Source organism: Mesorhizobium sp. M0195, assembly GCF_040322115.1.
Lineage (GTDB): Bacteria > Pseudomonadota > Alphaproteobacteria > Rhizobiales > Rhizobiaceae > Mesorhizobium.
In genome coordinates this window covers 817,744-840,735 of the sequence record NZ_JAMYSV010000001.1, presented here as the reverse complement: position 1 = coordinate 840,735, position 22,992 = coordinate 817,744, and the positions used below count along the sequence as shown (strand labels likewise).

Genomic DNA, 22,992 nt, shown 5'->3' with positions numbered 1-22,992 from the left:
CTTCGTTAACGAACCATCAACCATGTTCGAGCCCGGCCGCGATCCGCAAACCCCATGAGCCCAAACTGTCGATGAGCATTGGGGCAAAAATCCGGGCGGCTGGCATCAATTCGCCGACCGAGCCGACTTCATGAACGATGGTAGGGGTGGCCGGAAAGGATCGTGGCCGCCCGGTAAAGCTGCTCGCCCAGCATTACGCGGACCAGCTGATGCGGCCAGGTCAACGCACCGAGCGACACCGTCAGATCAGCCAGGTCGCGCAGCGACTGGTCATGGCCGTCGGCGCCGCCAATGGCGATCACCAGCGCCTTGCGCCCGCCATCGCGCAGCGAGCCTATGCGGCCGGCGAAATCCTCGGAGGAAAGGTTCTTGCCGCGCTCATCCAGCAGCACCAGCGCCGTGCCCGGTTGCAAGTGCGTCTGCAGCTTCTGGCCTTCCTCGCGCCGGCGCTCATTGGCCGTCTGCGCGCGGCCTTCAGCAATCTCGACGATCCCGGCGAATTCGAGGCCTACGGCAGGACCGCTCTTGGCAAAACGCTCGAAATAGCGATCGGCCAACTGCTTCTCGGGGCCGGCTTTCATTCGGCCCACGGCATGAACGGTAATCTTCATCCCTGCCTCGAAGAGCCGCTGATGCATGTCTGACAACGACATGCATCAAGACGAGTACGGCTCAGTGGAGGGTCTCCTCCTCGAGATCGGGCGCCTGCCACATCTTTTCGAGATTGTAGAAGTCGCGGACCTCGGGACGGAAGACATGGACGATGATGTCGCCCGAATCGATCAGAACCCAGTCGGCGCCAGCCAGCCCCTCGACGCGCGCCGTGCCAAGCCCGGCATCCTTGAGCGCCTTGAGGAGATGATCGGCGACAGCCGAGACATGACGGTGGGATCGGCCCGATGCGACGACCATGTAGTCGCCGAGGCTCGATTTCCCCTGAATGTCGATTGAGACGATGTTTTCGGCCTTGGAGTCTTCCAGACTGGCAAGGACTGTCTTGATGGCGCGGGACACGGCGTCGTGTACGCTGATCCCGGCCGGCGAAGGCACGATGTCGGCCTTCTTCCGAAGTGCTGTTCTCAGTGTATTTCCTTTCGCAGCAAGAACAACCAAATCACCTCTAAAATCAGGTGACATTGCTTAGATAGGCAGAGTTAGGTTGCAGTTTCAAGACATGGTTCGCAAGCAGGCGCCCGGCAGCGGCCGAATATGAGGCTTTCGAGCGAGAAAATCGGAACCGCCTCGCCCCGCAGCGGTTATCGGCTCATCCACGAACCGGAATCCCGACATGCCGATCGATCCCCAGAACGCCCTCCTCACCGTGCAATCCGGCCTGGCGCAACTCAGCACGCTGATCGTCTCCTACTCGCTTTCGGCGGTCGGCGCCGTCATCCTGCTGGTCATCGGCTACATCGTCGCCGGCCTCGCCGAGCGTTCGATCTATGCCGGCCTCGGCCATATCCATGGCTTCGACGAAACGCTCCGCCATTTCTTCTCGCAGGTCGTCCGATACGCCATCCTCGGGCTGGTCGTGATCATGGTTCTCGGCCAGTTCGGCGTGCAGACCGCTTCGATCATTGCCGCCATCGGTGCCGCCGGCCTGGCCATCGGCTTGGCGCTGCAAGGCACGCTGCAGAACATCGCCGCCGGCATCATGCTGCTGGCGCTGCGGCCGTTCCGCATCGGGGAGTATGTCGAAGTCGGCGCCATATCCGGCACCGTCGAGGAGATCGGGCTGTTCGCTACAACGCTGAGGACGGTCGAAGGCGTCTACGTGCTTGCACCCAACTCGACCCTGTGGAACCAGCCGGTCCGCAACTTCACCCGCAACGGTGTGCGTCGCGGCGACATCACGCTCGGCATCGGCTCGTGGAACGACATCGATTTCGCGCAAAAGACCATGCTTGGCGTTGCCGCCGCCGACCGGCGTGTCAGGCGGCAGCCTGCGCCGATCGCCTTTGTCGCGACCGTCGGCGACAGCACCGTCGCCATCACCTTGCGCTATTGGACGGCGGCTGCCGACTTCTTCGCCACCCAGATCGACCTCACCAAGAGTGTCAAGCAGGCGTTCGATGCCGAGGGCCTTTCGGTCCCGGCGCCGGCACCGAAAACGCCGCAGCCGGATGCCTCAGCCACACGGCAATAGAGCATTTGAAACCAGCTGGGAGGGTGTTCAAAGTTCTTCGCGCCCGCGTTGACCTTCGGGCGCGAAGGCGAGATCAACGGGCAGCGGCGCCTGCGCCGTCATCGGCGCGAAACTGCCGGTCTCGGTGGCGGGCACGGGCCGCACCATGAGGACTCGCCAAAGAACGAACAGGCAGTAGGCGGCGGCAATGACGATTGCCACATAGATGAAGGCCTGCGTGCCGTATACGGCGGAAAGCCCGGTCACGATGCCGGGCACGACGAAGCCGGACAGCGACCAGGCGAACAAAAGCGAGCTCGACAGCGCCACCATGTCGTCCTTGCCGGCGCGATCGCCGGCATGGGCGCTGGCCAGAGAGTAGATCGATTCCGAGGCGCCGTCCCAGACCACGTAGATGACGAGCAGCGCCACCAGCGCGCCGCCGTCGAAACCGAGGGCAAACAGGCCCGCCGCGGCGGCAAGCGCCGACGCCGCGATCAGCACGAAGCGCCGGTCGGTGCGGTCGGAAATCCAGCCGAGCGGGATCTGCAGGATCAGCGTGCCGACCGGCATTGCCGAAAGCAGCAAGGCGACGTCGGCCTGGCTGTAGCCCTTGGCCGTGGCATGGATCGGCGCAAAGCCCGAGATCGTCATCGACAGGCCGCCGACGGCAAGCATGCCGGCAACGCCGACCGGCGAGATCCGCCAGGCGCGGCCGAGCGCCACGGACGCCGCTTGCGGCGCCGGTGGCTGCGCGAGCCGCGTCAGCCCGACGGGAAGGATCGACAGTGCGGTGAAGGCAATGCCGATCAGCGGCGCGTCGGCCGCGCGGATATCGATCAACGCCAACGTCGAATAGCCGACGCCGAGTCCGGCGACATAGGCAACGTAGAAGATAGCCATGACCCGGCCGCGGATGGCGTTGGCAACGACATCGTTCAGCCAGCTCTGCGCGACGATGAACAGGCCGCAAATGGCAAAGCCGTAGAGCGCCCGTGCAGCGATCCACGGCAAGGGATGCGGCCCGGCGCCGACCGCGGCGTTGGACAGCACGATGAGTGCCGACAGCACCATGAACACGCGGGCATGGCCGACACGCCGCACCAGCGGCCCGGTCAGGATGCAGCCGGCGAGGCCGCCAGCCGAAAGGCCGGTGACGATCAGCCCCGCCCAAGTCGGATCGAAGCCCGCGGCGCCGAGCCGGACTGGGATATAGGCGAACATGAGGCCATTGCCGACGGCGATCAGCGCCATCGACAAGAGGATACTGGCAATGGCGATCGACGGGGCCGGCTGCCCTAGACCGTTCTTGTCCTGGTCGCGCTCGAGAATCGTCATGACCGAGGATCGCCCATCAAGCTGGTCAAGGCAGCGGCAAAAGCGACATCAGCGGTCTTGCCTTCCGTGTTGACTCAGCCCCTTGCCACCTTGCGGATCGCGCTCGACGACAGCGACGAACGAGGGCCGTGGATGAAGGTCCAGGCCGGCGCGTCCATGCGGGCGAGCCGCGGCGCGTCGCCCTCGTCGACGCGGGCATAGTCGAACGTCTTGGCGACCACCGACGACAGGAACGACAGTGTCGCGCCCGGCCGGTCGACCACCGCGATCGGGAACGTCATGACGATGCGGCGCCAGCGCTGCCAGCGGTGGAAGTCGCGAAGCGAGTCGGCCCCCATGATCCAGACGAAATCGACGCCGGGGTTACGCGCCTTGACCAGCGCCAGCGTATCGGCGGTGAAGCGGACGCGGTGGGCCGCCTCGAAAGCGGTGACCTTGATCTTCGGGTTCTTAGCGATCTTTTCGGATAGCTCCAGCCGCTCGGCCAGCGGCGCCAGGTCACCGGCATTCTTGAGCGGGTTGCCGGGCGTCACCATCCACCACAGCTGATCGAGCGCAAGGCGTCTGAGCGCGATCTCGGCGACCAGCGCATGGCCGGCGTGCGGCGGGTTGAACGAACCGCCGAACAGCCCGACCGCCACGCCTTTCCCGGCATGCGGCATCTTGAGGTAGCGCGGAGGGACGGGATGCTCGGAAGGGGATAGCATCGTGCTAAGCACCCCCCTTGCGGAGGAGATGTCCGGCAGGACAGAGGGGGGTGGCTGGGCGCAAACTTCAAGCCCTAGCGGCGAAAAAGGTCAAGGCCTCACCTGTCCCGACCCGCGTACGCGGTATTTGAACGACGTCAGTTGCTCGACGCCGACCGGCCCGCGCGCATGCATCTTGCCGGTGGCAATGCCGATTTCGGCGCCCATACCGAACTCGCCGCCATCGGCAAACTGGGTCGAGGCATTGTGCAGAAGGATCGCCGAATCGATCTCGCTGAAGAACCGTTCGACGGCCTTTGCCTCCTCCGCGATGATCGCCTCAGTATGATGCGATGAAAAATTCTCGATATGCTCGATCGCGCCGGCAACGCCGTCGACCAGCTTCACCGCAATGATGGCATCGAGATATTCGGTCACCCAGTCTGCATCGGTCGCGGGCTGGGCATCGGCATAAAGCCTTAGCACCTCGGCATCGGCGTGGATCTCGCAGCCTGCCGCCCGCAAAGCCTCGAGGATCGGCACCAGGTGCGTGCCGGCGACGGCACGGTCGACCAGCAGCGTCTCGGCAGCACCGCACACCCCGGTGCGCCGCATCTTGGCATTGACCGCGATCTCGACCGCCATGTCGAGGTCAGCCGATCGGTCGATATAGAGATGGCAGATGCCCTCGAGATGCGCGAAGACCGGCACCCGTGCCTCGTTCTGCACACGCTCGACCAGGCTGCGGCCGCCGCGCGGAATGATGACCTCGAGATTGCCGGAAAGCCCTTTCAGCATTTCGCCGACGGCGGCGCGATCGGTGGTCGGCACCAATTGTATGGCATCCTCCGGCAGCCCGGCTGTCTTCAGCCCCTCGACCAGGCAGGCATGGATCGCGGCGGAAGAATTCGCCGAATCCGAGCCGCCGCGCAGGATCACCGGATTGCCCGCCTTGAGGCAGAGCGCGCCGGCATCGGCGGTCACGTTCGGCCGGCTCTCATAGATGACGCCGACGACGCCAAGCGGCGTGCGCACCCGTTCGATATGCAACCCGTTCGGCCGCTCCCAAGCGGCAATGACATCGCCGACCGGATCGCGCAACCCGGCGATTTCATTGATACCGTCTGCCATGGCGCGGATGCGGGCGGGATCGAGCTTCAGCCGATCCATGAAGGAGGCGGAAAGCCCGGATTCGTGACCATTCGAAACATCGATGGCGTTAGCATCGAGAATGTCCTGCTCACGGGCGATGATGGCGTCGGCCATGGCGAGGAGCGCGGCATTCTTGGCAGCAGTGTTCGCAATGGCCAGCGGTCGGGCGGCAGCGCGCGCCTTGCGGCCTATCCGTGTCATCAAACTGGCTACATCATCGCCTTGGTGTTTGTTCAGCATTTGACCGATCCAGTGAAGCTGGTGGATTTACACGCGGGCAGCCTTCGCGGCAATGGCCGCAAATTTGAGGAAGCAGAATGAAGACAGTTATCCTCGTTGCTCTCGGCGCGATGCTCATACCGACAAGCCTCCGTGCCGCGGACTACTGCGACGACAAATTTGAACCTGGAGAGAGCCCCGACGGCAAGGCCATGCTTATGGTAAGCTCGATGATGTCCCTCGCACTCGCTGAGCGCTATTGCGGCGCGCCACCGACACCGCTTTCCCAGATCAACGTCGTTGTTGAAGAGTTGCATGGATGTGGGCCGCGCGCTCGGCTTGAGGCGGAATTCAAAAAAAGGATGGAAGAGGAAAAAGGGGCAGAAGCAATGACGACTGACGCGCTCATCCGCGATCTCGTCGTCGAAGACGACAAGGATGTTCCCCAAGCCGAAGTGGATCGACGTGCCAAGGCTGGCATCGAAGCGGAGTTGGGAGGTTGCAGCGAACTTCTGAAGATATACCAGGACTTTCAGGATCGATATCGCAACCCACCCAAATGGCCGCATGAGCCTGACCAGTAGCGCGCCGTCAATGGCGGGCTGCATCTCCGTCGGCCGCGCCGCTCACCACGAGGTCGTCGCGGTGGATCATCGCCGAACGCGCCTCGTAGCCGAGCACGGTTTCGATCTCGGTCGTCTTCAGGCCAGCGATCCTTACGGCATCGGCGGCATCATAGGCAACCAGCCCGCGCGCTATCTCGCGGCCCTCGGGCGACAGGATCGCCACCGTATCGCCACGCGCAAAATTGCCGCTGACCAATTTGACGCCGGCCGGCAGCAGCGACTTGCCGGAGAGCAGCGCGCCGATGGCGCCGGCATCGACGGTCAGCCGTCCTGCAGGTTCGAGCTGCCCGGCGATCCAGGTCTTGTAGCCCTTGACCGGATTGGCACTCGGCCGGAAGAAGGTGGCGCGCTCGCCGCGCTCGATTGCCAGCAGCGGCGACAGCCGCGTGCCCGATGTGATGATCATGGCGGCGCCGGCGGCGGTGGCGATCTTGCCGGCGTCGAGCTTGGTGCGCATGCCGCCGCGCGACAATTCCGAAGCGGCAGCACCCGCCATTGCCTCGATGTCGGGAGTGATGCGGTCGACGACGGGAATGAACCGAGCTTGCGGGTCACGCGCAGGCGGTGCCGTGTAGAGCCCGTCAATGTCGGAAAGCAGCACCAAAAGGTCGGCGCCCATCATAGTGGCGACGCGCGCCGCCAGCCGGTCGTTGTCGCCATAGCGGATTTCCGATGTCGCCACCGTGTCGTTCTCGTTGATGACCGGCACTGCCGTCATCTTGAGCAGCGTCGAGATCGTCGCCCGCGCGTTGAGGTAGCGGCGGCGCTCTTCGGTGTCGCCGAGCGTCAGCAGGATCTGGCCCGATTTCAAGCCATTCTTGCCGAGCGCATCCGACCAGGCGCCGGCCAAGGCGATCTGCCCGACGGCAGCAGCGGCCTGGCTCTCCTCGAGCTTCAGCGCTCGCTTGCCGAGGCCGAGGATGGTGCGGCCGAGCGCAATCGCCCCGGAAGACACGACGAGAATTTCGGCGCCGCCATTGGCCAGCACGGTGATGTCGTCGGCAAGCGAGGCCAGCCAGTCGCGCTTCAGGCCCGTCGTGCGGTCGACAAGCAGCGCCGAGCCGATCTTGACGGCAATGCGCCGATAATTTTTCAGCGATTGCGCGGCCATGGCTATGTGTTCCAGCGCGTCTCGACCGGCGCAGCGACAGCTTCGCGGGCCTCCGCCACCACAGCCATCAGCGCGCGCAACACCGCCTCGACGCCTTCGCCGGTGACAGCAGAAAGCAGCATCGGCGCGCGGCCGGCGGCACGTTTCAGCGAGGCGGTCTTTTTCTTGCGTGCGTCGGCATCGAGTATGTCGACCTGGGAAAGCGCGACGATTTCGATCTTGTCGGTCAGCCCGTTGCCGTAGGCGTCGAGTTCGGCGCGCACGGTCTTGTAGGCCTGGGCCGGATTTTCTTCCTGTGCCGAGACAAGATGCAGAAGGACGCGCGTGCGTTCGACATGGCCTAGGAAGCGGTCGCCGATGCCGACCCCTTCATGCGCGCCTTCGATCAGGCCGGGAATGTCGGCGATGACGAATTCGCGCCCGTCGATGCGGGCCACGCCAAGGCCCGGATGCAGGGTGGTGAAGGGATAGTCGGCGATCTTCGGCTTGGCCGCGGTGACCGCCGCCAGGAAGGTCGACTTGCCGGCGTTGGGCAGCCCGACAAGGGCGGCATCGGCGATCAGCTTCAGCCTGAGCCAGATGTTGAGCTCGTCGCCTGGCAGTCCGGGATTGGCGCGGCGCGGCGCCTGGTTGGTCGAGGTCTTGAAGTGCTGGTTGCCGAAACCGCCATTGCCGCCCTTGGCCAACAGAAAGCGCTGGCCGACGACCGTCAGATCACAGATCAGCGTCTCATTGTCCTCGGCAAAGACCTGTGTTCCGGCCGGCACTTTCAGCGTTACGTCGGCCCCCTTGGCGCCGGTCATGTTGCGGCCCATACCGTGCGTCCCGGTCTTGGCTTTGAAATGCTGCTGATAGCGATAGTCGATCAGCGTGTTTAGTCCGTCGACCGCCTCCACCCAGACATCGCCGCCGCGGCCACCGTCGCCACCGTCCGGACCGCCGAACTCGATAAACTTTTCGCGCCGGAACGACACCGAACCGGCGCCGCCGTCGCCGGAGCGGATGTAGACCTTGGCTTGATCGAGAAATTTCATCGGATTGTATGGTTTCTGTTATTGGCTTTGCGGGATTGCTCTAGACCAAGGCGGGTCGAAGGGCGAGGGCCGTTTTTACTGCTGTAACGTCGCGCGTATCTCTGGACGCGTAGCCTTTGGTTGACCCTTGCCGAAAATCGATCTTCGGCTTTCCACGCGCGAGATGTCGGAATGAAGCTGGTAACTTACAATATCCACTACGGCGTCGGTCTCGACGGCCGGTACGATGTCGGCCGTATCGCCGACGCCGTGCGCGGTGCCGACGTGATCGCGCTGCAGGAGGTCTCCCGCGCCAACCCGAAGAATGGCGGCCGCGACATGGTGGCTGAACTCGGCGAGGCGCTGCCCGACTATTTTGCCGTTTACGGCAGCAATTTCGAAGCCGACGCTGGCTCGCGCTTGGAGAACGGCCGCGCCATCACGACCACCTTCCAGCTCGGCAACATGGTGCTGTCGAGGACGCCGATCCATCTGTCGCGCAATCTCCTTTTGCCGCGCAGCCGCAGTTTCGAAGCAATGAACTTCCAGCGCGGCGCGCTGGAGGCGCTGATCGAAACGCCGCTTGGTCCGATCCGCGTCTATTCCACCCATCTCGACCACCGCAGCCCGGTTGAACGCCTGAGCCAAATCCGCTTTCTGCGCGAACGCCTATTAAACTACCCGCTCGAGGGCGGCGGGCTCTCCGGCGTCGCCGAGATCGGCTTGCCGGACCTGCCTTGTCCTGAAGCCTTCGTCGTCATGGGCGACTTCAACATGCTCGCCGGATCGCCGGAGCACGTCGAACTCGCCGGCCAACCCGACCATGAATTCGGCATGCCGGTGACCGCCGACCTGCCGTTGATGCCGCCGTGCGTCTTGGCGCTGCCGGCGCCGATCTCGTCACCTGGGTCGACCCCAAGCGGCCGGGCGATACCAGCCGCTACAAGCGCATCGACTACATCTTCACCAGCGCTTCGCTTGCCAAATCGCTCAGGCGCCTGTGGGTCGACCGGCAAGCGGCCGGTTCGGACCACTTGCCGGTCTGGGTCGAGATGGCGTGATGTCAACGTTGGTCCGCAATCTTTCGCGCCGAGGTGTGTCGAGATTCAGGTCAGGCCGTGCCGAGAGTGGTGGCTTCCGAGAACCGGAGCGGAGCGTACTTAGAGTACGTGAGCACCGGAAGCGCAGGAAGCCGCCATTCGCAGGCCGGCATCACCTGAATCTCGACATGCCTCAAAAATGCACCCAGTTCCGCAGGCTGGTCCAGGTTTTTCGATCGAGGCGATAGCGCTCGACCGGCACCTGGCCGGCAACGATCGAATTCAGCATGCCCTGGCCGGCATACTGGAAGCCGCATTTATGGATGACACGGCGCGAGGCCGGATTGATAACCCGCGTCGAGGCGTGCAGCACCTGAATCGTGGTTCTCTGGAAGGCAAGGTCGACCAGTGCGTGCGCTGCCTCCGTCGCGTAGCCGCGTTTCCAGTACGGCTCGCCGATCCAGTAGCCGAGCTCCAGCCCGCGATCCGTTGTGTTGAGTCCGGCACAGCCGACGAAGGTCTCGGTGCCGGCCAGCGTCAACGCATAGGCGATTCCAGCCCGGCGCGATGCCGTCATAGCCAGGAAAGCGCGTGCCTCCGCCTCGCCATAGGGATGCGGCATGCGAGCCAGCATTTCCGCGACATGGCGGTTGTCGGCGAGCGCCACCAATTGCTCGATGTCGCTTTCACGCGGGGCACGCATGACCAGCCGCTCGGTCGCGAGCACCGGGCAATCTATCGTGTAACTTTCGTCGTCTGAGTCTTCCGCTTCGGCAACCATGTCAGTCCTCCAGGCAAGAAAAAAGGGAGATGGAAACCCATCTCCCCTGATCCTTTTCCTGGCTTGGCCAGACACCGGTCCCGAGATGGGTGCCGGTGTTCTCGTGCGGAACCGGCTACTCCGCTGCCTTCGTCATCGGGTTCACCGATACGTAGGTTCGGCCATTGGCTTTTTTGTTGAAGGTGACTGCGCCAGCTTCGAGCGCAAACAGCGTGTGGTCCGTGCCAATGCCGACATTGGTGCCGGGATGCCACGTCGTGCCACGCTGACGAATGATGATGTTGCCCGGAATCACGGCTTCGCCGCCAAACTTCTTCACGCCGAGTCGCTTGGAATGGGAGTCGCGACCATTGCGCGACGATCCGCCAGCTTTCTTGTGTGCCATCTAACTACTCCGATGCGCCGTGAGGCGCCTAAACGATCTTATGAACGCGTTCGCGTTCCGTTTCAAGTCCGATCCGGCGACGATTGCGCCGGTTCGTTCTACTTTTTCGCCAATTCCTTGGCCTGCTCGCGCCAGTCCTTGATCTGGTCGGCGCTGAACGGCATGTGCTCGTCGATCTTGGCGACATCCTTGTCGGACAGTTTGGCGATCTGTGCGAAGGTCGTGATGCCCTGTTCGTTGAGCTGGCCGGCTGCAACCGGGCCGATGCCCTTGATCACGGTCAGATCGTCCGGTTCGCCCTTCGGTGCCTTGAACAGCGGAGCGGCGGTTTCGGTTGCCTTGGCCTCGGTTTCCTTCGGCGCAGCCTCTGCGTTGGCTTCCGTCTTGGGAGCAGCCTTTACCTCAGTCTTGGCGGCGGCCTTCTTCGCCGGCTTGGCGCCATCCAGCAGGATCTCGGCGATCCTGACGGTGGTCAAAAGCTGACGATGGCCGATCTTGCGGCGCGAATTCTGCCGGCGGCGCTTCTTGAAGGCGATGACCGTGCGGTTCTTGCCCTGTTCGACGACTTCGGCGGTGACCAAGGCGCCGTCGACGAACGGCGCACCGAACGTGACGTTCTCGCCCTCGCCATGCGCGAGCACCTGGCCGATCTCGACGATATCGCCGACATTGGCTTCGAGTTTTTCGATCTTCAGGAGATCGTTGGCGGCAACGCGATACTGCTTGCCGCCCGTTTTGATGACTGCGAACATTTTTTGCCTTTCGCTGTTCGGTCGGCCTTAATGATCCGCCTTAGGCGGTTCGGCCGTCTTTTTGTCAGTCTGCGGGTTCAAAAAACAAGCGGCGCGGAAGATCCCTCCACGCCGATTGCGCGCTGTCCCTAACCGAAGGTTCGGTTTGAGTCAAGGCAAGCGCCGCGGGCAAGCTGCAAACGGGTTGAGCCCAGTCCTTGCAAATATCGAGCAGCGGCTGCCGGAGCTCGAAGGAAGCAGGGACAGAAGCTGCGGCGACGGGGCAGATTGGCCCTTGTAACCTGCCTGTCCAGCCGTTATCTAGTGCGCCGCGCCGGCAACGGCGGACCATGACCGCGGAGAGGTGGCAGAGTGGTCGAATGCACCGCACTCGAAATGCGGCATGGGTGCAAGCCCATCGGGGGTTCGAATCCCTCCCTCTCCGCCACTTCGGAATGGTACGACCCGAGCCATAGATAACTGCATCTCTCATCGCGCCGGTAATGGCTTAAGATCGCGGCCTATGCAGCCTTCCGCCGCAATTGGCTCACACTTAGCCACACCGCCGAAACCAGAAAGTAGAGGGCGCCTACTGCGGCATAGCCGGCCACGTTGCTGATGGATGGCGGCATCGGCATCCGCGCCTGCAGGATGAAAAACGTGCCTGCCAGCGCTGATTGCCCTCCGCTCAGGATCATCGCCCACTGTGCACCATAGCTCTTCCAACGGCGGACTGCGGTGCCGAGTTGAAGCAGGCCAGACAGGATCGCCCATACGCCGAACACCCCGAGCACCCAATTCATGCTCATCTCCAGCGCGAGAACGACCGCGAGCGTTGTCGCCATACTGACCACGACGTTGATGGTCTGCGTGCGATTCTGTCCCAATCCTCCGCTGCGCGATGCGTCGACAAAATTGGCCAGGGCATCCCATGCAGGATAAGCCACGAGTAACACCGCCGCGATCTCCCCGGAATTCTGTCCCACCGTAAAGGCAGCCGCCACCCAGGCAGCCGAGAACGCCGTCCGAGCGAAGTAATAGAGCTTGAGCCATTGTTCCTGGCTGGCACGGGAAAGATCGCTACTGTGAACCGTCATTGGATGTCCTTTCGACTAGTAGGTAGAGAGTCTTGACGAACGTCGCGGAGCCGTTACGGCTATAGTTGGTTGAGATCTTAGTGTCGTATCTGGAGGGAACGCGGAGCGAGCCGCTCCAGGAGCGGGCCTGTTATGACGCCGAATATCGTCGGGTCGCCATAGGCCCGTGCCGAAAGCATCGCGCCGTGGACAGTCGCCATGAACGCTTCAGCCTCGGCACGAGGGGTACTCATCAGTTGAAATTGGCCGCGCCGCGCGCCGCGCTCCAGCACGGATGTAAGCCAAGCCGACAGGGAGCGGAAATGCGCCCGGACCTCAAGGCTGACTTCCTCGGGCAGAACGGGGAGCTCGCTTGCCAACAGCGCGCAGATACAAAACGGGGCGCTGGCGTCCGCAATGCAGGCTTCCCAATACCCGGCATAGATCCGCAACTGTTCGAGCGGATCGGATTCGTGAAGTTCGACATTTGCCATCCCCGCTTCAGCTTCTTCCCGATACCCCGCAACCAGCGTCCGAACCAGATCGACTTTGCTTGGGAAATGGTGATGGATGCTCGCCTTACGGATCCCGACCACATCAGCGATGTCGGCATAACTGAAACCGTTGTAGCCGCCAGCGACGATCAGAGAACGCGCACAAGCCAGGATGTCGTCAGAGGTGGTAGACAAGTTGCTCATGCCCGTACCTACCTTCTGGTAGGATGGCCGTCAAGCCTACTTGCAAAGCGAGTAGCGTGAAATTGGGTGGCTTTGGCGTAGACGTCGTTCGATCTTCATTGATGTCGGCTCGCCATAAATTCAGAAAGCGCCGGGTGTTTGTCGATCGAGGTAGCCATCCCACTTCGGGGAGGAGGGCAACGCCCTCCGGCCGACCGGATCATTGCGATCGCCGGGCGGCACTAGGCGTTTGCACCGACTGCGCTATCTCCCCATCGTTAGCTTGTTCTATCGCTGGTTGAAGACTGGGAGGTTTCCATGGATCGGCGACTATTTTTGACAGGAATGTTTGGCATTGCCGGGGCCGCGGCCCTTGCAAGCACAGTTCGGCCAATCAACGCAGTGGCCGGCGTTCCAACTGCCAGAAGCGGCATTCTCGATGAACTCGAGGCGCCGGATGTCGAGACCTTCGACGACGACGAAACTCAAGCCGAGTTGCAACCAGTCTATCATCGCCGGTGGCACCGGCCGCGTCGCCGCCGCCGGCGTGCTTGGAGAAGGGTCTGTCGCGTTTACTGGCGAAATGGCTATCGGCGCAGGCGGTGCTTCCGCAGGCGCGTGTGGGTCTGGTTTCGATTCTAGCAACTGGCCGGCTTGAACCCTGGCCATCGCGGCCGGGGTTCGCCTCAGGCGGCCGTTAGCGCCCTTGGAGAGCTTGTCTAAGGGCGCCCGAGGAGGCTGACGGTGTTTGCAGGTTTCAGAGCCACCAGCTTGCGACTGGACGATACGACCATTTTCGCAAGGGTCGGCGGCACCGGTCCGCCGCTGCTGCTTCTTCACGGTTTTCCAGAAACGCATCTGATGTGGAGGGATATCGCCGCAGCCTTGGCGCCCCGCTTCACGGTGGTCGCCGCCGACCTTCGAGGCTATGGGCAAAGCGGATGCCCGGTTTCATCTGCCGATCATAGCCCATACGCCAAGCGCGCCATGGCCGGCGACATGGTTCAGGCCATGAAGCAACTGGGGTTTGAGCGGTTCATGGTTGCCGGGCATGACCGTGGCGGGCGGGTTGCCTATCGCCTGGCGCTCGACCATCCCGACAAAGTGCTCAAAATCGCCGTCCTCGACATCATCCCCACCGCCGCAACATGGGATCGGGCGGATGCCAGACTGGCGCTCGGCTTCTGGCCCTGGAGCCTTCTTGCCCAGCCGGAGCCCCTGCCGGAGCGTCTGATAGGCGCGGCTCCCGATGCCGTCGTCGACGATGCAATAACGCAGTGGGGATCGTCGGCGAAAATGGTCTCCAAAGAGGTCAGGGACGCCTATGTTGATGCGCTTCGCGATCCCGCGCATATTCACGCCATCTGCGAAGAGTATCGCGCCGCTGCGACGATCGATCGTGAACATGACGCGCTGGACCAGGTAAACGGTAGTCGCATCGAGTGTCCGCTAGTGGCGCTATGGAGTGGCGAAGGCGCCCTGGAGAACTGGTATGCGCAACAGGGCGGGCCGCTGGCCATTTGGAGGAAATGGGCCGACAGAGTGGAAGGACGCGCTGTTCAAGGCGGGCACTTTTTCCCGGAAGAGCACCCCGACAAAACGGCAGCGGCACTCTCGGAATTCTTCGAGGATAAACAGGACGGTCAGCACAGAGTATTGTAGAGGTCACATGCTTCAGTTACGCCGAACCTCGGGAGTGCTTCGCGGCCTGAGATCGAGAACCCTCCGAAATTCGCTCGGCCGGCGTCAACGTGCTTGAAAAGAAAATGAAGGCGATCTCCACGGCCGCGCCTCTGATATGCAGCCTGATGTTTGTCGGAAGTTGCGCATCGCCTTTGCCTGCATCCTTCGATGCTGCGAAATACGACAAGATGAGTTGCGTCGAGCTCAACGTGGCGATGGGCGCTGTCGCCGACGAAATGTCGGCGACAGCCATCGCTCGTGGCAAAGTCGTCCACACCAACATTCCGGGCTGGCTGTTGGGAGGGCAGCGTGTCGCCTCGACCGTGGCTGCCCGCCAGAGTGCGAAGATCGAGCGCTTGCGGCAGCAGGAGGCTGCGATTGCGGCGGCGAGGCGAAGCAGGTGCTGATTACGTCACTGAAGTGGGTCTTCAGCCCGCCACACCAGATTGATGCGCAGCGATCGCGCCGAGGAATATCTCGCCGAAATCCTTGAGCTTGGCGGCGCCGACACCGTTGACCGCGGCGAAGGCGTCCAGATCACGCGGGCAGCGTTCGGCCATATCGATCAGTGTACGATCCGAAAAGATCACGAAGGCCGGCACCTGGCGTTCCCGGGCAAGACGCAGCCGTACAGCCTTGAGCGCGGCCAGCAGCGCCGAATCCAGACCTTCCGTCCCTGCTGCGGTATCGGTCCGTATCTTGCCTCGCGATGGCTGGCGCGCGTCCACGCGATACCGGAACGAGGCCTCGCCCCGAGCCAGCGCACGGCCCTTCTCGGCAATGGCGACGCCGCCATGGCCGGTTGAGTCCAATGTCAGAAACCCTCCCGCGACGAGCTGGCGCACCAGCGACAGCCACACATTTTTCTTGTGCGCGACACCGGTGCCGAAGCTGGCAAGCCTGTGGTGGTTCCTGTCCAGGACCTTCTCGGTCTCATGGCCGAGCAGAACATCGACGACATGGCCGGCGCCAAAGCGCTCGCCGGTCTGTGCGATCGCCGCCAGGATGATCCGCGCCTCCGCCTCGCCATCCGCATGCGGCGCCTGGTCGAGGCAGTTGTCGCAATTGCCGCAAGGCGAAGCACTCTCGCCGAAATAGCCAAGCAGGATCTGACGGCGGCACTGCGTCGTCTCGCAATAACCGATCAGCGTATCGAGTCGGCCATGCGCGCGCCTTTTGTGCTCAGCCGGCGCGTCCTCGTCTTCGATGAAAAGCCGGCGCATGCGGATATCGCCGAGACCGAAGAGCATATGTGCCTCGGCCGCCCGCCCGTCGCGGCCCGCCCGCCCGATTTCCTGATAATAGGCCTCCAAGCTGCCCGGCAGGTCGGTGTGGAAGACATAGGCGACGTCCGGCTTGTCGATCCCCATGCCAAAGGCGATGGTCGCCACCATCACCACACCGGACAAGGTCATGAAAGCGTTTTGATTCGCTTCACGCGCGTCCTTGCTCATTCCGGCATGATAGGCGAGCGCGCGTACGCCGTTCCGCTCGAGGAACGCCGCCATCTCTTCGGTCTTTTTGCGCGACAGGCAATAGACGATCCCGCTGCGGCCTGCATGGCGCTGCACGAAGTTTAGCAATTGGCGCTTGCTGTCCTGCTTGGGCTCAATGCCTAGCTTGATGTTCGGTCGGTCGAAGCCGAGCACCACCGTATCGACGCGCCCGTCGAACAGTTGCGCGGCAATGTCGGTGCGCGTCGTCTCATCCGCCGTCGCCGTCAGCGCAATGATCGGCACTTTCGGGAAGATATCACGTAGTCTCGACAATTCTTCGTATTCGCGCCGGAACGCCGGTCCCCATTGCGAGATGCAATGTGCCTCGTCGATGCCGATCAGCCGGACATCGAGCTTGGTCAACGCCTCGAGCATTCGCACGGTCATCAACCGCTCCGGTGCAAGATAGAGCAGGCGCGTCTGGCCTGCCGCGACACGGCGCCATGCAGCGACATTGGCATCGCGGTCGAGCGAGGAATTGATCGTATCGGCCGCCACGCCGGCAAGCCGCAATGCGGCGACCTGATCCTGCATCAGGGCCACCAGCGGCGAAACGACAATGGTGAGCCCGCCCAGCACCAGCGCCGGGACCTGGTAGCAGAGCGACTTGCCGGCGCCGGTCGGCATGACAGCCAGCACATGATGCCCGGCCAGAAGCGCCTCCATCACGGCCGATTGGCCGAGACGAAAATCATCGAAGCCGAATACATCCTTCAGGACGCGCCGCTTGGAATCCTCCACCGGGACGCTCGCCGCTATCTGCATTAGGGAACTTTCGGGGATACGACCTGCCGAAATTCGCCGGCGAATCGCCAGGTGATTGCCTGGACAGCAGATTCGAACATTTATCGACCCCTCTGGTCCTGTCCGCGGCACCGTCTGAGGCGAACTTCTCTCTCATTGGCCGATATCAGACCGTCGTTCCAGCCCCTATTCGCTTTGGCTGTGAATATCGCACCGCCTCGGAGCGGTTAATCCTATCTTCACCATCATTCGGCAGGTTCAGGTTCTGCGGTGATGTTTTGAGTACCGCGGCGCCACAAGCGCCCAGGCAACACGCCCGCGTCTCTCCGGAGGCGCGGGTTTTTTCGTTCTGAGAACCGGCTGCCTGATCTTCGGGCCCGCAGCTCAGTCGAGGAAATCGGCGCGGTGCGGCGTAAAGCTGTCGACCAGTCGTCCCGCCTGCAGCGCCTTGACGCCATGGACAAGGTTGGAAGGAACGATGAAGCTGCTTCCGGCTTCCAGGATCTCGGTCCTGCCGTCGATGGTGACCTCGAAGCGCCCTTCGGCGACGTAGCTCGCCTGGACGTGCGGGTGCGAGTGCAGCGCGCCGACGCCACCCTTGTCGAAACCGAACTCGACCATCATCAGCTCGTCCGTGTGCAGGAGCACGCGTCTGCGGTTGCCATCCGGCGTCGGCGTCCATGCGCCCTCACCGGCATGCGAGAAGATTTTGGTTCCGGTCATCGCCAAACTCTCATCTTTGGTTGTTCATCGCGCCAGCCAGCCGCCGTCCACCGGCATCACCGCGCCATGCATATAGTTCGACGCCGGCGCCAGCAGGAAGACGGCTGCGTCGCCGATGTCTTCCGGCGCGCCCCAGCGCCCGGCCGGAATGCGCGCCAGGATCGACGCGCTGCGGTCGGGATCGGCGCGCAGCGCCTCGGTGTTGTTGGTCTCGATATAGCCCGGCGCAATGCCGTTGACATTGATGCCTTTTGCCGCCCATTCGCATGCCAGCAGCCGGGTGATGCCGAGCACGCCGTGTTTGGAGGCGGTGTAGGAGGCGACACGAATGCCGCCCTGAAAGCTCAGTACCGAGGCGATGTTGACGATCTTGCCACGCCGCCCCGGCTCGGCAAGGACGCGCCTGGCAAAGCGCTGGCCGAGGAAGAACACCGTCTTGAGATTGACGCCGATGACGTCGTCCCAGTCGGCTTTGGTCAAGTCGACCGCATCGGCACGCCGGATGATGCCGGCATTGTTGACCAAGCCATCGAGCGGCCCCGTATCATCCCAGACGCGGTCGAGCATCGCCTGGGCAGCGGCATCGTCGCCAAGGTCGCAGCGGACTGCCTCGAAGCGGCCGCCGGCCGCCGCAATCTTCTCCGCCGTCTCGTCCATCGCCGACCGGCCAACGCCGACCACCGCGCCACCGGCGCGCGCGATCGACACGGCGATGCCCTGGCCGATGCCGGTATTGGCGCCGGTAACGAGGATGCGCTTGCCGGCAAGGCTGAACGCAGAGAGGTCGCTCACCTGAGCTCCTCCATCATTACCAGGTCAACGTCGGTATAGTCGACATTGTCGCCGGCCATCGCCCAGATGAATGCGTAGTTCGAGGTGCCGGCGCCCGAATGGATCGACCATCCCGGCGACAGCACCGCCTCCTCGTTTCGCATGACGAGATGGCGCGTTTCGTCCGGCTCGCCCATGAAATGAAACACCCGCGCCGCCTCCGGCAGATCGAAATAGAGATAGGCTTCCATGCGCCGATCATGCACATGGCATGGCATGGTGTTCCAGACCGAACCGGAGGCAAGCTGCGTCATGCCGACGACAAGCTGACAGGTCTTTACCCCATCGGCATGGATGAACTGGAAGATCGAGCGCTCGTTGGAGGTTGCCTGGCTGCCGAGATCGAGCCGCTTGGCATCGCCGATGCGGATCAGCCGGTTGGGATGGCCCTGATGCGCCGGCGCGCTGAGCAGGTAGAATTTAGCCGGCGCTGCCGGATTGGTCGCAGCGAACGATACCTCATCCGTGCCCATGCCGAGATAGAGCATGTCGCGCGCCTGCAGCTCGTAGGATTGACCGCCGGCCTTCACGATGCCGGCACCGGCGATGTTGACAATGATCATCTCACGGCGGTCGAGAAAATTCTTGGTCCCGGTCGGCTTGATCGCCTGCAGCGGCAGCGGCGTACCGGCGGGCATGGCGCCGCCGACGATCATGCGGTCGTAGTGGGTGTAGGTCAGGCCGATGCGGCCGGGCCGGAACAAGTCCTCGATCAGGAAATTGTGTCGCAGCTCGTCCGTTCCCATGGCAGCGGCAGAAACGGGATCGATGGCGAAGCGGGAGGTGAAATCCGTATGATTGTCAGTGTGATTCATTGCTGTCCCATGGGGCTGCCTCAATTGCTTATTCAGTTCCCGCGGCCTTGACCGAGTCGGCATAAAAAACCTGGCGCGCGTGCAGGCGCTCGCGATAGCGCTGCTGGCTGGCACCGAGATGCGCGCGCATCGCCTCCCGGGCCGCCTCCGCATCGCCTGCCGAGATGGCCTTGAGGATCACCAGATGCTCACGTTGCAGGCCGCGCTGGTAGGCGTCCGACTGGGCGATCTCGGTCGACCATGGCGAGGTGACGTCGCAAGGAATGGCGCGCCGGCCGAGCACGTCGAGCATCTCGACATAGAACGGATTGTTGGTGGCGCTGGCGATTGCGCGGTGGAAAGCAAGGTCGGCCGGTCCCGTCGGCTCGCTGTTGAGGAGCAGCCGTTCGAATTCGAAGAAGGCTTCCTGGATCGCCGCTTCCTGCGCGGCGTTGCGGCGGATGGCAGCGAGCCCGGCGGATTCGATCTCGATCGCCAACCTGACTTCGAGCACGTTGAGGGCGATCGAATCCTTGCTGCCCATCTCCGCCGCAAGAGCACCGAATGCTGTCGAGATATGCTCGGTGACGAAGACCCCGGCGCCTTGGCGCGGCTCGACCAGGCCGTCCGCGGCAAGTTTGGCCAGCGCTTCACGTATCACCGTGCGGCTGACCCCGAAGGTCTCGGTCAACTGGCCCTCGGTCGGCAGCTTCTGCCCTGGCTGGATCTCGCCCGCCTGCAGTTGCTTGCGGATCGCCGCAACGACGGTTTCCGAAAGTTTCGGTCTTCGTTCGACGCGGAGGCCGGCTGCGGTGTCTGAGGCCATGTCGCACCTCCTATTTGAAGACGCTCGGCAGCCACAGCGAAATGGCCGGAATGTAAGTGACGAGCCCCAGCACCACGAGGCCTGCGCCATAGAACGGCCAGATCGAGCGCATCGATTCCCAGACGGATATCTTGCCCACTGCGCACGCGACGAACTGCACCGCGCCCACCGGCGGCGTGTTCAGCCCGATGCCGAAATTGAGGATCATGATGACGCCGAAATGCACCGGATCGACGCCGTAGGCCTGCGCCACGGGCAGGAAGATCGGCGTGCAAATGATGATGGTCGGCCCCATGTCCATGAAGGTGCCGAGGAACAGCATCAGGAGGTTGAGCAGGAGAAGCACGACCAGCGGATCGTCCGAGATCGCGTTCATGGAGGCGATCAGCGCTGCCGGCACTTTCAGGAAGGCCATCAACCAGGAGAACGCCGCCGCCATGCCGATGATGAGCAGCACCATGGCCGTGGTGCGCACGGCGCCGTAGGTGGCATGAACGAAACCTTCCCAGGTCATCTGCCGGTAAACGAAGACGGTTACGAACAACGCATAGATGACGGCGATACAGGAACTCTCGGTAGCCGTGAACACGCCCGATCGTACGCCGCCGAAGATGATCGCGATCAGCAGCAGGCCGGGCACCGCGACGGCGAAGAGATGCGCAACGGCGGTGAAGCCCGGAAACGGCTCGGTCGGGTAGCCGCGGGAGCGCGCCACGAAATAGGCGGTGATCATCAGTGACAGGGCCAACAGCAGGCCCGGGATGATGCCGGCCGTGAACAGATCGGCGATGGAGATCTTTCCGCCTGCCGAGATCGAATAGATGATCATGTTGTGCGACGGCGGCAGCAGCAGCGCGATCAGCGCCGCCATCGATGTAACGTTGACGGCGTAGTCCGCTCCATAGCCGCGCGCCTTCATCTGCGGGATCATCAGGCCGCCTACCGCCGCTGCCTCCGCCACCGCGGAGCCCGAAATGCCGCCGAACAGTGTAGCGGTGGCGATGTTGACCTGCCCGAGGCCGCCGCGCAAATGACCGACGAGCGAGCCGGCGAAGGCAACGATCTTGCTGGCGATGCCGCCGCGCACCATCAAGTCGCCGGCGTAGATGAAAAACGGAATGGCCAGCAGCGAAAAGACGCTCATGCCGGAATTCAGTCGCTGGAATACGATGAGCGGGGGCAGACCCATATAGAGGACGGTGGCAAGGCTTGCGACGCCGAGGCAGAAAGCGATCGGCGTGCCGATAAGCATCAGCAGGGTGAAGACGCCGAACAGAATCCACAGTTCCATGGCGTCAGACCTTCACGTTCGCGGTGTCGAGTTCGGCCGCGACTTCGGCCGGCGGCAGTTCATCGAGGGTATCGTCGATCGGTGCGCCGGAGAGGCGAAGCACGATGCGCTCCAGCGTGAAGAGCACGATGAGCGCTCCTCCCGCGACAAGCGGGACGTAATCCCAGCCCCCCGATATGCCGAGTGACGGCAAGGTAGAGCCCCAGGTCAATGCGACCAGCTGGCTGCCATACCAGATCATGCCGATGCCGAAGGCGAGCGCGACGAGGTCCGAAATCATCCGCAGCCAACGCTTGCCGCCTTTCGGCAGCACGTAGAGCAGGACGTCGAAGCCAAGATGGTAGTTCTCGCGCACACCGACGGCAGCGCCGAGGAAAATGAACCAGCTCATCAGCATCACCGAGCCCGGCTCGGTCCAGCTGGGCGAGCGGTTCAGAACATAGCGGCCGAACACCTGCCATGCGACGAAGGCGGTCATCAGCACCAGCCCGATGCCGGCGATCGACAGCGCCGCCGTGCTGACGCGCGACATCACTTGCGCGACGCCGGACAGAAGCGGTCTTGGTTTTGGGCTGGAAGTCACCGGTTTTCTCCGCAAGAGGATGGCGGCGCGGAATGTCCGCGCCGCCGCTTGATCACTGCACGGCCTTGATGGCTTCGACCATGGCCTTCAGCTTGTCGTCCTTGACGTGCTTCTCGTAGACCGGCCCCATCGCGTCGATGAAGGGCTGCTTGTCCGGCGTCGTGATCTGCGAACCTGCCGCCTCGACCTTGGCGCGCGATTCCTTGACCTTGGCGGTCCACAGCTCGCGCTGCTTGGCGACGCTTTCTTTGGCGGCCGCCTTGAATATCGCCTGGTCTTCCGGCGTCAGCTTGTCCCAGCTCGACTTCGCCATGACGAAGGCTTCCGGCACCATCGTGTGCTCGTCGAGCGAATAATACTTGGCGACTTCCGCGTGCTTGGCAGTGTCGTAGCTCGGAAAATTATTCTCCGCGCCGTCGATGACCCCGGTCTCGATCGCCGAATACACTTCGCCATAAGGCATCGGTGTCGCGTTGGCGCCGAGTGCCGCCACCATGTCGACGAAGATGTCGGACTGGATGACGCGGAACTTCATGCCGGCCATATCGGCTACAGTGTTGATCGGCTTCTTCGAATTGTAGAAGGAGCGCGCACCGCCGTCGTAAAAGGCGAGCAACACCAGCCCGACCTGGTCGAACGCCGCCGCGATCTGGTCGCCGATCGCCCCGTCCATGACCTTGTGCATATGCTCTTCCGAACGGAAGATGTAGGGCAGCGAGGGCACGGTGGTCTCGGGGATGAGCCCGTTGAACGGCGCCATCGAAACACGATTGAGATCGATCACGCCGGTGCGCACCTGCTCGATCGTGTCCTTTTCCTCGCCAAGTTGCGCGGAAGGATAGATCTCGACCACATAGCGGCCGGCCGTGCGCTCCTTCACCAGCTCGCCGAAATATTTGACCGCCTCGACCGTCGGATAGCCATCCGGGTGGGTGTCGGACGAGCGCAGGACCGTCTGGGCGCTTGCCGATCCGGCCAGCAGTGCGGCGGCAACTAGCGTAGCTCCCGCCAGTCTAGAAAAATGCAGCATTGGTTTCCTCCCGTTTTTGAAACGATGGCGG

General features: G+C 63.0%; 24 protein-coding genes, 1 tRNA gene and 1 pseudogene. 6 read left to right on the top strand and 20 right to left on the bottom strand.

Annotation, left to right across the window (positions count from 1 at the left end; translation table 11 throughout):
* Positions 1–128: 128 nt before the first annotated feature.
* Positions 129–611: a 23S rRNA (pseudouridine(1915)-N(3))-methyltransferase RlmH gene (gene rlmH, locus NKJ12_RS04190; protein WP_352701338.1), complete on the bottom strand. Its 483-nt coding sequence runs from the start codon at positions 609–611 to the stop codon at positions 129–131.
* A 61-nt stretch (positions 612–672) separates the two neighbouring features.
* Positions 673–1,050, bottom strand: a complete 378-nt coding sequence (gene rsfS / locus NKJ12_RS04185) for a ribosome silencing factor (RefSeq protein WP_352701337.1) — start codon at positions 1,048–1,050, stop codon at positions 673–675.
* Positions 1,051–1,288: 238 nt separating this feature from the next.
* Between rsfS and NKJ12_RS04180 the strand changes: the two genes are divergently transcribed.
* Positions 1,289–2,146: a mechanosensitive ion channel family protein gene (locus tag NKJ12_RS04180; RefSeq protein WP_352701336.1), complete on the top strand. Its 858-nt coding sequence runs from the start codon at positions 1,289–1,291 to the stop codon at positions 2,144–2,146.
* A 27-nt stretch (positions 2,147–2,173) separates the two neighbouring features.
* Here NKJ12_RS04180 and NKJ12_RS04175 read toward each other — a convergent pair whose 3' ends face one another.
* The 3 genes from NKJ12_RS04175 to NKJ12_RS04165 all read right to left on the bottom strand — a co-directional run bounded on the left by NKJ12_RS04175 (position 2,174) and on the right by NKJ12_RS04165 (position 5,541).
* Complete coding sequence (locus tag NKJ12_RS04175; protein ID WP_352701335.1) at positions 2,174–3,463, bottom strand: MFS transporter; 1,290 nt, start codon at positions 3,461–3,463, stop codon at positions 2,174–2,176.
* A 74-nt stretch (positions 3,464–3,537) separates the two neighbouring features.
* The gene (locus NKJ12_RS04170; RefSeq protein ID WP_352701428.1) at positions 3,538–4,125 is read right to left on the bottom strand and encodes a nicotinate-nucleotide adenylyltransferase; all 588 of its coding nucleotides are present in this window, start codon (positions 4,123–4,125) and stop codon (positions 3,538–3,540) included.
* 135 nt (positions 4,126–4,260) lie between these two features.
* Positions 4,261–5,541, bottom strand: a complete 1,281-nt coding sequence (locus NKJ12_RS04165) for a glutamate-5-semialdehyde dehydrogenase (protein WP_352701334.1) — start codon at positions 5,539–5,541, stop codon at positions 4,261–4,263.
* A gap of 77 nt (positions 5,542–5,618) precedes the next feature.
* Here NKJ12_RS04165 and NKJ12_RS04160 point away from each other — a divergent pair, with 77 nt between their 5' ends.
* On the top strand, positions 5,619–6,104 hold the full coding sequence (locus NKJ12_RS04160) for a hypothetical protein (RefSeq protein ID WP_352648958.1): 486 nt from the start codon (positions 5,619–5,621) through the stop codon (positions 6,102–6,104).
* A 7-nt stretch (positions 6,105–6,111) separates the two neighbouring features.
* Here the strand turns inward: NKJ12_RS04160 and proB are convergent, their stop codons facing one another.
* Positions 6,112–7,257, bottom strand: a complete 1,146-nt coding sequence (gene proB / locus NKJ12_RS04155) for a glutamate 5-kinase (protein ID WP_352701333.1) — start codon at positions 7,255–7,257, stop codon at positions 6,112–6,114.
* 2 nt (positions 7,258–7,259) lie between these two features.
* On the bottom strand, positions 7,260–8,291 hold the full coding sequence (gene obgE / locus NKJ12_RS04150) for a GTPase ObgE (RefSeq protein WP_352701332.1): 1,032 nt from the start codon (positions 8,289–8,291) through the stop codon (positions 7,260–7,262).
* A gap of 171 nt (positions 8,292–8,462) precedes the next feature.
* On the opposite strand from obgE, the pseudogene NKJ12_RS04145 reads away from it, so the two are divergent.
* Positions 8,463–9,331: pseudogene (locus NKJ12_RS04145) on the top strand (endonuclease/exonuclease/phosphatase family protein).
* Between the two features lie 172 nt (positions 9,332–9,503).
* Here the strand turns inward: NKJ12_RS04145 and NKJ12_RS04140 are convergent.
* From NKJ12_RS04140 to NKJ12_RS04130, 3 genes are all read right to left on the bottom strand, one after another.
* On the bottom strand, positions 9,504–10,091 hold the full coding sequence (locus NKJ12_RS04140; RefSeq protein WP_254820471.1) for a GNAT family N-acetyltransferase: 588 nt from the start codon (positions 10,089–10,091) through the stop codon (positions 9,504–9,506).
* 115 nt (positions 10,092–10,206) lie between these two features.
* Entirely contained in the window at positions 10,207–10,476 is a 270-nt protein-coding gene (gene rpmA / locus NKJ12_RS04135) for a 50S ribosomal protein L27 (protein ID WP_023678077.1), read from the bottom strand.
* 98 nt (positions 10,477–10,574) lie between these two features.
* Positions 10,575–11,228: a 50S ribosomal protein L21 gene (locus tag NKJ12_RS04130; protein WP_352701331.1), complete on the bottom strand. Its 654-nt coding sequence runs from the start codon at positions 11,226–11,228 to the stop codon at positions 10,575–10,577.
* A gap of 337 nt (positions 11,229–11,565) precedes the next feature.
* On the opposite strand from NKJ12_RS04130, the gene NKJ12_RS04125 reads away from it, so the two are divergent.
* Positions 11,566–11,655, top strand: a tRNA-Ser gene (locus NKJ12_RS04125).
* Between the two features lie 73 nt (positions 11,656–11,728).
* On the opposite strand, the gene NKJ12_RS04120 is transcribed toward NKJ12_RS04125, so the two are convergent.
* The gene (locus tag NKJ12_RS04120; protein WP_352701330.1) at positions 11,729–12,304 is read right to left on the bottom strand and encodes a DUF308 domain-containing protein; all 576 of its coding nucleotides are present in this window, start codon (positions 12,302–12,304) and stop codon (positions 11,729–11,731) included.
* Positions 12,305–12,381: 77 nt separating this feature from the next.
* Positions 12,382–12,981 carry a TetR/AcrR family transcriptional regulator gene (locus tag NKJ12_RS04115; protein ID WP_352701328.1) on the bottom strand — a complete coding sequence of 200 codons (600 nt, stop codon included), beginning with the start codon at positions 12,979–12,981 and terminating at the stop codon, positions 12,382–12,384.
* A 723-nt stretch (positions 12,982–13,704) separates the two neighbouring features.
* On the opposite strand from NKJ12_RS04115, the gene NKJ12_RS04110 reads away from it, so the two are divergent.
* A complete protein-coding gene (locus NKJ12_RS04110) occupies positions 13,705–14,622 on the top strand; it encodes an alpha/beta fold hydrolase (RefSeq protein ID WP_352701327.1) in 918 nt (305 codons plus the stop codon).
* 104 nt (positions 14,623–14,726) lie between these two features.
* Positions 14,727–15,050 carry a hypothetical protein gene (locus NKJ12_RS04105; protein ID WP_352701326.1) on the top strand — a complete coding sequence of 108 codons (324 nt, stop codon included), beginning with the start codon at positions 14,727–14,729 and terminating at the stop codon, positions 15,048–15,050.
* Positions 15,051–15,071: 21 nt separating this feature from the next.
* On the opposite strand, the gene recQ is transcribed toward NKJ12_RS04105, so the two are convergent.
* From recQ to NKJ12_RS04065, 8 genes are all read right to left on the bottom strand, one after another.
* Positions 15,072–16,904, bottom strand: a complete 1,833-nt coding sequence (gene recQ, locus NKJ12_RS04100) for a DNA helicase RecQ (RefSeq protein WP_352701325.1) — start codon at positions 16,902–16,904, stop codon at positions 15,072–15,074.
* A 363-nt stretch (positions 16,905–17,267) separates the two neighbouring features.
* Positions 17,268–17,606: a cupin domain-containing protein gene (locus NKJ12_RS04095; RefSeq protein ID WP_254820465.1), complete on the bottom strand. Its 339-nt coding sequence runs from the start codon at positions 17,604–17,606 to the stop codon at positions 17,268–17,270.
* A 24-nt stretch (positions 17,607–17,630) separates the two neighbouring features.
* Positions 17,631–18,398, bottom strand: a complete 768-nt coding sequence (gene kduD / locus NKJ12_RS04090; RefSeq protein WP_352504895.1) for a 2-dehydro-3-deoxy-D-gluconate 5-dehydrogenase KduD — start codon at positions 18,396–18,398, stop codon at positions 17,631–17,633.
* Entirely contained in the window at positions 18,395–19,252 is an 858-nt protein-coding gene (kduI, locus tag NKJ12_RS04085) for a 5-dehydro-4-deoxy-D-glucuronate isomerase (RefSeq protein WP_352504894.1), read from the bottom strand. The genes kduD and kduI overlap by 4 nt, the downstream gene beginning before the upstream one ends.
* A 28-nt stretch (positions 19,253–19,280) precedes the next feature.
* Positions 19,281–20,057, bottom strand: a complete 777-nt coding sequence (locus NKJ12_RS04080) for a FadR/GntR family transcriptional regulator (protein ID WP_254820462.1) — start codon at positions 20,055–20,057, stop codon at positions 19,281–19,283.
* Positions 20,058–20,067: 10 nt separating this feature from the next.
* The gene (locus tag NKJ12_RS04075; protein ID WP_254820461.1) at positions 20,068–21,348 is read right to left on the bottom strand and encodes a TRAP transporter large permease; all 1,281 of its coding nucleotides are present in this window, start codon (positions 21,346–21,348) and stop codon (positions 20,068–20,070) included.
* 4 nt (positions 21,349–21,352) lie between these two features.
* Positions 21,353–21,880: a TRAP transporter small permease gene (locus NKJ12_RS04070; RefSeq protein WP_352505148.1), complete on the bottom strand. Its 528-nt coding sequence runs from the start codon at positions 21,878–21,880 to the stop codon at positions 21,353–21,355.
* 103 nt (positions 21,881–21,983) lie between these two features.
* On the bottom strand, positions 21,984–22,961 hold the full coding sequence (locus NKJ12_RS04065) for a TRAP transporter substrate-binding protein (protein ID WP_352479586.1): 978 nt from the start codon (positions 22,959–22,961) through the stop codon (positions 21,984–21,986).
* Between the last annotated feature and the right edge of the window lie 31 nt (positions 22,962–22,992).

Bases quoted from the DNA above. Each gene is read 5' to 3' on its own strand.
- rlmH (WP_352701338.1), bottom strand. From the start codon at position 611: ATGAAGATTACCGTTCATGCCGTGGGCCGAATGAAAGCCGGCCCCGAG.
- NKJ12_RS04180 (WP_352701336.1), top strand. From the start codon at position 1,289: ATGCCGATCGATCCCCAGAACGCCCTCCTCACCGTGCAATCCGGCCTG.
- NKJ12_RS04175 (WP_352701335.1), bottom strand. From the start codon at position 3,463: ATGACGATTCTCGAGCGCGACCAGGACAAGAACGGTCTAGGGCAGCCG.
- NKJ12_RS04170 (WP_352701428.1), bottom strand. From the start codon at position 4,125: ATGCCGCATGCCGGGAAAGGCGTGGCGGTCGGGCTGTTCGGCGGTTCG.
- NKJ12_RS04165 (WP_352701334.1), bottom strand. From the start codon at position 5,541: ATGCTGAACAAACACCAAGGCGATGATGTAGCCAGTTTGATGACACGG.
- NKJ12_RS04160 (WP_352648958.1), top strand. From the start codon at position 5,619: ATGAAGACAGTTATCCTCGTTGCTCTCGGCGCGATGCTCATACCGACA.
- proB (WP_352701333.1), bottom strand. From the start codon at position 7,257: ATGGCCGCGCAATCGCTGAAAAATTATCGGCGCATTGCCGTCAAGATC.
- obgE (WP_352701332.1), bottom strand. From the start codon at position 8,291: ATGAAATTTCTCGATCAAGCCAAGGTCTACATCCGCTCCGGCGACGGC.
- NKJ12_RS04140 (WP_254820471.1), bottom strand. From the start codon at position 10,091: ATGGTTGCCGAAGCGGAAGACTCAGACGACGAAAGTTACACGATAGAT.
- rpmA (WP_023678077.1), bottom strand. From the start codon at position 10,476: ATGGCACACAAGAAAGCTGGCGGATCGTCGCGCAATGGTCGCGACTCC.
- NKJ12_RS04130 (WP_352701331.1), bottom strand. From the start codon at position 11,228: ATGTTCGCAGTCATCAAAACGGGCGGCAAGCAGTATCGCGTTGCCGCC.
- NKJ12_RS04120 (WP_352701330.1), bottom strand. From the start codon at position 12,304: ATGACGGTTCACAGTAGCGATCTTTCCCGTGCCAGCCAGGAACAATGG.
- NKJ12_RS04115 (WP_352701328.1), bottom strand. From the start codon at position 12,981: ATGAGCAACTTGTCTACCACCTCTGACGACATCCTGGCTTGTGCGCGT.
- NKJ12_RS04105 (WP_352701326.1), top strand. From the start codon at position 14,727: ATGAAGGCGATCTCCACGGCCGCGCCTCTGATATGCAGCCTGATGTTT.
- recQ (WP_352701325.1), bottom strand. From the start codon at position 16,904: ATGCAGATAGCGGCGAGCGTCCCGGTGGAGGATTCCAAGCGGCGCGTC.
- NKJ12_RS04095 (WP_254820465.1), bottom strand. From the start codon at position 17,606: ATGACCGGAACCAAAATCTTCTCGCATGCCGGTGAGGGCGCATGGACG.
- kduI (WP_352504894.1), bottom strand. From the start codon at position 19,252: ATGAATCACACTGACAATCATACGGATTTCACCTCCCGCTTCGCCATC.
- NKJ12_RS04080 (WP_254820462.1), bottom strand. From the start codon at position 20,057: ATGGCCTCAGACACCGCAGCCGGCCTCCGCGTCGAACGAAGACCGAAA.
- NKJ12_RS04075 (WP_254820461.1), bottom strand. From the start codon at position 21,348: ATGGAACTGTGGATTCTGTTCGGCGTCTTCACCCTGCTGATGCTTATC.
- NKJ12_RS04070 (WP_352505148.1), bottom strand. From the start codon at position 21,880: ATGTCGCGCGTCAGCACGGCGGCGCTGTCGATCGCCGGCATCGGGCTG.
- NKJ12_RS04065 (WP_352479586.1), bottom strand. From the start codon at position 22,961: ATGCTGCATTTTTCTAGACTGGCGGGAGCTACGCTAGTTGCCGCCGCA.